This is a genomic window from Promicromonospora sp. NPDC060204, from assembly GCF_042728455.1.
In the GTDB taxonomy this organism is placed as follows: domain Bacteria; phylum Actinomycetota; class Actinomycetes; order Actinomycetales; family Cellulomonadaceae; genus Promicromonospora.
The window spans coordinates 1-4,211 of record NZ_JBHWZO010000382.1; the positions used below are offsets into that span (position 1 = coordinate 1).

General features: G+C 75.1%; 4 protein-coding genes. 2 read left to right on the top strand and 2 right to left on the bottom strand.

The genetic code is table 11. The annotated features are described in order from the left end of the window. Together ACFWEJ_RS27620 and ACFWEJ_RS27625 are read left to right on the top strand one after the other, a co-directional pair. Positions 1-1,648, top strand: a 1,648-nt coding sequence (locus tag ACFWEJ_RS27620) for an AAA family ATPase (protein WP_377232368.1), incomplete at its 5' end; no start/stop codon positions are given. 236 nt (positions 1,649-1,884) lie between these two features. Further along, entirely contained in the window at positions 1,885-2,379 is a 495-nt protein-coding gene (locus ACFWEJ_RS27625) for a hypothetical protein (RefSeq protein WP_377232369.1), read from the top strand. A gap of 1 nt (position 2,380) precedes the next feature. On the opposite strand, the gene ACFWEJ_RS27630 is transcribed toward ACFWEJ_RS27625, so the two are convergent. Continuing rightward, positions 2,381-3,190 (bottom strand): ABC transporter ATP-binding protein, encoded by an 810-nt coding sequence (locus tag ACFWEJ_RS27630; protein ID WP_377232370.1) that lies wholly within the window; start codon positions 3,188-3,190, stop codon positions 2,381-2,383. Then, on the bottom strand, positions 3,190-4,211 hold a 1,022-nt coding region (locus ACFWEJ_RS27635), incomplete at its 5' end, for a FecCD family ABC transporter permease (protein ID WP_377232371.1). The genes ACFWEJ_RS27630 and ACFWEJ_RS27635, both read right to left, overlap by 1 nt.

Genomic DNA, 4,211 nt, shown 5'->3' on the forward strand with positions numbered 1-4,211 from the left:
GGCCGAGGCCGACCGGCACCGGGCCGCGCTGGACCAGGCGCAGTCCCGCCGCGCCGAGGACGAGATGGAGCTCGAGGCGCTCGTCGAGCGCATGACGATCGCCGAGGAGGAGCCCGCCGACGACGAGGGCTCGGCCGACGAGCTGCAGGCGGAGCGGGACGAGGCCACCGCGGCCGCCTCGGCGGCCCGGGCGCGGGAGACCGAGGCCCGGCTGGCGCTGCGCACCGCCGAGGAGCGCGCCCGCGCCGTGTCGGGCCGCGCGCAGGCGCTGGCCGCCGCCGCGGAGCAGGAGCGCGAGGCCCGGGCCCGCGCCGCCGAGCGCGAGGAGCTGCGGCGCCGCGACGCGTCGCGCGCGGTGCTGGTGCAGCAGGCGGTCGCCGTGGCCCTGGAGGCCATCGCGCGCTCGCTGGACCGTGCCGCCGCCGACAAGGCGGCCGCCGAGGAGGCCCGCGCCGCCGGGTCGGAGCAGCTCGTCGCCGTCCGGGGGAGCGTCGAGTCGCTGACCGCCGAACTGCGCGAGCTGACCGACGTCGCCCACCGCGACGAGGTCGCCCGCGCCCAGCAGCTGCTGCGCCTGGAGCAGCTCCAGACGCGTGCCACCGAGGAGCTCGGCACCGACCCCGAGGTGCTGGTCGAGGAGTTCGGCCCGCACCGGCCCGTCCCGGTCTTCGACGGCGACGTGGCGGTGCGCGGGCGCAAGCGCCGCGCCGTGGTCGAGCGGGACGAGGAGGGCAACCCCATCCGCTACGAGGGCGACCCGGCGCTGCCCCGCGGTGCCGCGGCCCGCGAGGACGCCCTCATCGCGCGGACGCGCGCCCTGCACGAGGCCGGGATCCGGCCGGACGACCCCGCGGCCACCGCCGTGATCGTCGCGGCGGCCGGCGCCGAGCCGGAGGAGCCCGCGGCCGAGGAAGAGGTCACGCAGGCCCCGGCGGACGACGTCCCCGGGCCGCCGAAGCCGGACCGGACCGTCCCGTACGTGCGCGAGGAGCAGGAGGCCCGGCTGGCCAAGGCCGAGCGGGCGCTGTCCCGCATCGGCGCGGTGAACCCGCTGGCGCTGGAGGAGTTCGCGGCCCTGGAGGAGCGGCACCAGTTCCTCGTGGACCAGCTCGCGGACCTGAAGAAGTCGCGCGAGGACCTGCTCCAGATCGTCGACGACATCGACGAGCGGGTGCAGCAGGTGTTCGCCGAGGCCTTCCAGGACACCGCGGCGAAGTTCCTCGAGATCTTCCCCCGCCTGTTCCCCGGCGGCGAGGGCAAGCTGACGCTCACCGAGCCGGACGACCTGCTGACCACAGGCATCGAGGTCGAGGCGCGCCCGGCGGGCAAGAAGGTCAAGCGGCTGTCGCTGCTCTCCGGCGGCGAGCGGTCGCTGGCGGCCGTCGCGTTCCTCGTCTCGATCTTCAAGGCGCGGCCCAGCCCGTTCTACATCATGGACGAGGTCGAGGCCGCGCTCGACGACGTGAACCTCGGCCGCCTCATCGAGATCTTCAAGGAGCTGCAGAAGGACAGCCAGCTCATCGTGATCACGCACCAGAAGCGCACGATGGAGGTGGCTGACGCCCTCTACGGCGTGACCATGCGCGGCGACGGCGTCACGACGCTGATCAGCCAGCGCATGGGCGACAGGGAGTCCGTCACCGCGTAGTGCCGCCGCTGGGTGGTAACCCGGCGTAGGGGGTGATTTTTCGCACCTCGACGTCGGGAACCTCCAGGTGTGAGGGATTTCTCCTGGCGGAACGGCGCGTGTCACACGGCGTGTCGCGGCCTTCCGCGCGGCGGGACCGGACAAGACACGACACAATAGGGCCCATGTGGTGGTCGGTCATTCTGCTCGTGGTGTGCTTGGTGTTGGCCGTTGGTGTCTTCGTCGTCGCCAGTCAGATGGATGCGCCCTCGAGCAGCAACACCGAGGAGTTCTCGTTCCTTCAATGGTTCCGCTCGGGCGTCGCTCGCCTGCGCGGTGACGCCGAGCGGCGCAAGGACGGCCGCCGTCATGGCGCGTCCGCCGTCGCGACCCATGCCGTAGGCGCCCCGTCCGTGTGGGTGGGCAAGCCGCGCGTGGTCAGGCCGGACACCTCGCCCGTGGACATGGGCATGTCCGAGTTCTTCGCCGCCACGGTCGAGTCCAAGCCGGGCTACGTCGACGCCGAGGAGCTCACCGACGTGCTGAACCGGGCGCGCGACCAGGCCCAGAAGACGCTGCACGTGCCGCTGGGCACCGTGCCGCTCAAGCCGGCGAACCTCGTCCCCGGCCAGCTGCGGGCGGTGCGCCCGGTCCGCTCCGCGCAGAAGGTCACGCCGCAGAACGTCACGCAGCAGAAGGTGTCGCAGGAGCCGCCGGCTGCCGACCCGGGCCCGGCCCAGGCCGCGAGCTAGCTCAGCCCTGCACCGTGTGGTGCGGCACGATGACCGGCGTCCCGGTGCGCGGGTCGCTGAGGATCGTCGCCTCGACGGAGAACACCTCGCGCAGCAGCTCCGGGGTCACCACCTCGCCGGGCGACCCCTGCGCGACGATCTCGCCGTCGCGCATCGCCACGATGTGGTGCGCGTAGCGGCAGGCCAGGTTGAGGTCGTGCAGCACCATGACGACCGTCCGGCGGTGGTCCCGGTTGAGCGCGGCGACCAGCTCCAGGACGTCGAGCTGGTGGGCCATGTCGAGGTATGTGGTCGGCTCGTCCAGCAGGAGCAGGTCGGTCTGCTGGGCCACGGCCATCGCGATCCACGCCCGCTGGCGCTGCCCGCCGGACAGCTCGTCGACGTCGCGTGCGGCCAGCTCGGCGGTGCCCGTGGCGCGCAGCGCCTCCTCGACGGCCTCGGTGTCGCCCTCGCCCCACTGGTGCCACCAGCTCTGGTGCGGGTGGCGCCCGCGAGAGACCAGGTCGCGCACCGTGATCCCCTCGGGCGGCACGGGCGACTGGGGCAGCATGCCCAGGACGCGCGCCACCTCGCGGGTGGGGCGCTCGGAGATGGCCCTGCCGTCCAGCAGCACCGTGCCGCCGGCGGGCGGCATGAGGCGCGCGAGGCCGCGCAGCAGGGTGGACTTGCCGCAGGCGTTGGGGCCCACGATGACGGTCACCTGCTGGTCGGGGACGTCGAGCGACAGCTCCCGCACGACGGTCCGGTCGCCGTAGCCCAGCGTGACGGCGTCCGCCCGCAGGCGGGCCGCGGACGTGGCGGTGGTGGGCATCAGGGGGTCCCTCTCGTCGAGCGGCGGCGCTGGAGCAGGTACAGCAGGTAGGGCGCGCCGACCAGACCGGTCAGGACGCCGACGGGGAGCTGCGCGGGCAGCGCCGTGCGCGCCACGGTGTCCGCGACCAGCACGAGCACGGCCCCGGCGGCCCCCGCCAGGACCGGCGGGATGTCGGGCACGCCGGCGACCCGGCGCGCCACCTGCCCGGCGACCAGGGCCACGAACGCGACCGGTCCGGCGGCCGACGTGGCGAGCGCCGCGAGGCACACCGCGACCACCAGCAGGGCGGCGCGGGCCAGGCCCGGGCGCACGCCCCAGCCGGCCACCACCTCGTCCTCGAACAGCAGCGCGCGGTTGGTGCGGGCCAGCACGAGCGCCGCGGGCAGCAGCACGGCCAGTCCCACCAGGACGGGCATGGCCTCGGCCCAGCCGCGCGCGTTCAGGCTGCCGGTGAGCCAGGCCGCGGAGCGCTGCGCGTCGTACACGTCGATGCGTGTGAGCAGGAACTGCGTCAGCGCCGTCAGCGCGGCGGAGAGCGCGATGCCGACCAGCAGGATGCGGCGGCCCCGCAGGGCGCCGTCGCGGCCGAGCAGCGCGATCAGTCCCGCCGCGGCGAGGCCGCCCGCGAGGGCGGCGACCGGGATGGGCACGATGCCCACGGGGCCGCCCAGGGAGCCGACGGCGATGACGCCCACCACCGCGACCGAGGCGCCCGCGCTGATGCCGAGCACGTCGGGGCTGGCCAGCGGGTTGCGCAGCACGCTCTGGCTCAGCCCGCCGGCCACGCCGAAGGCGGCCCCGACGGCTAGCGCCAGGACGACCCGGGGCAGCCGGACCTCCTGCACGGCGTACACCGTGTTCTCCGGTCCCTGCCCGCGCAGCGCCTGCCACAGGGCGGCGGGCGCGGTGGCCTGGTCGCCCAGGCTCAGGGCGAGCGCGGACACGAGCAGCAGGAGCAGGAGCGCCCCGAGCACGGCGACGACCACCCGGCCGCGCGGCCGGGGGCGGGGGAGCAGCC